Origin of the sequence: Rudaea sp., from assembly GCF_036383415.1 — a bacterium.
Classification (GTDB): Bacteria; Pseudomonadota; Gammaproteobacteria; order Xanthomonadales; family Rhodanobacteraceae; genus Rudaea.
Genome location: NZ_DASVOK010000282.1, coordinates 1 through 1,535, shown reverse-complemented (window position 1 = coordinate 1,535; position 1,535 = coordinate 1). Strand labels below are relative to the sequence as shown.

At 61.6% G+C, this 1,535-nt stretch carries 2 protein-coding genes; one reads left to right on the top strand and one right to left on the bottom strand.

The genetic code is table 11. The features are described from left to right. On the bottom strand, positions 1-395 hold a 395-nt coding region (locus tag VF497_RS10800), incomplete at its 3' end, for an aspartyl/asparaginyl beta-hydroxylase domain-containing protein (protein ID WP_330888530.1). 361 nt (positions 396-756) lie between these two features. On the opposite strand from VF497_RS10800, the gene VF497_RS10795 reads away from it, so the two are divergent. After that, positions 757-1,535: ABC transporter substrate-binding protein (locus VF497_RS10795; RefSeq protein ID WP_330888528.1), on the top strand; the 779-nt coding region annotated here is incomplete at its 3' end.

Sequence of the window (1,535 nt, the reverse complement as noted above, 5' to 3'; positions counted from 1 at the left end):
CACAGCGTGCGCGCCGATGGCAGGAAGTCGTCGTACCATTTCAGATAGAACCGCTTCCAGCCGCTCTTGAAGAACGAATAGAAGCCCCAGTCGTTGTTCTTGGCGGCGGCGCGGATGAAGCCCTCGTCGAACAGGCGTGTCGCCTCGTCGCGGATCGTCTCCCAATTGTCGGAGAGCTTCTCGAGCTCGGGAAACTGCTCGACCGGGATCACCGGCGTGTTCGGCACGGCGGAACCCGCATACATCAGCACATTGTAGGGCGCGAGGTAGGTCGAGTGATCGCCGAGCTGGCGGGCGAAGCGCAGGCGCTGCTTGCCGCGGAAGTGGACGTAGAGCGTAGAGGCCACCAGCACGTAGAGAATGACGAGCTGCGGCGCGAAGAGTTGTCTCAACATAATCCGTCTATGATCGCGGCTCGCCGATGCGCTCCATGCACCGCCCCGTAGCAGCCTAGACCCTCGATGGGCGGCTTAGCCCCGGGCGGCGAAACGCAACGCCGTCCGCGAAAATTCCCCTGTTTCATAGTGACTTGGCACTGCTGCCGAATTCTGGTGCGAGCCCGAAGCCCAGCCGCAGTGTCATCCCGGATGAGCCATGTAAGCGCTTACTCACCGAATGTGAAGCACCGCCACATTCGAGGGGGCAATCGTGTGGCAACATTCCCACACATCTAATTCGCTATTGACAAACTGATTAGATAATTCCTAATCGCGGGACGCTCCGCCTGAGAATGCGGACATCCAGAGGGAGGGAATGATGAGACATTTTTTGGCGGCAGCCATTCTCGCGGCAATGACGACGGCCGCGCACGCCCAGATTTCCGATGACGTCGTGCGCATCGGGGTGCTGACTGACCTGTCGAGCTGGGGACGCGACAATTCCGGCCCGGGCTCGGTCGAGGCAGCCAAGATGGCGGTCGAGGAATTCGGCCCCACCGTGCTCGGCAAGCCAATCGAGATCATCTCCGCCGACCACCAGATGAAGACCGACGTTGGGGTTCAGATCGCCCGCGGCTGGTTCGACAACGGCAAGGTCGACGCGATCGCCGACATCCCCAACTCCGGCATTGCGATCGCCGTGCACAACATGGTGCGCGAGCGCAACAAGATCGCGCTGCTGTCCGGTCCTGGCGCAAGCTCGCTCACCGATGAATTGTGCAGCCCCAACACCGTGCACTTCACCTACGACACCTATGCGCTGTCGAAGGTGACGGCCTCGGCGGTGATCGCGGAGGGCGGCAAGTCCTGGTACTTCATCACTGCCGACTATGCCTTCGGCCAGCAGCTCGAGAAGGATGCGACGCGCTTCATCAACGAGATGGGCGGCAAGGTGCTCGGCAGCGTGCGCCATCCAACCAACACCGCCGACTTCTCCTCGTTCGCGCTGCAGGCGCAGAGCTCGAAGGCGGATGTGGTGGCGTTCGCCAATGCCGGCCAGGACACCGACAATTCGATCAAGCAGTCCGGCGAATTCGGCCTCGTGCAGGGTGGCCAGAAGCTGGTCGGCCTGTTGATGTTCGACACCGACGTGCATGC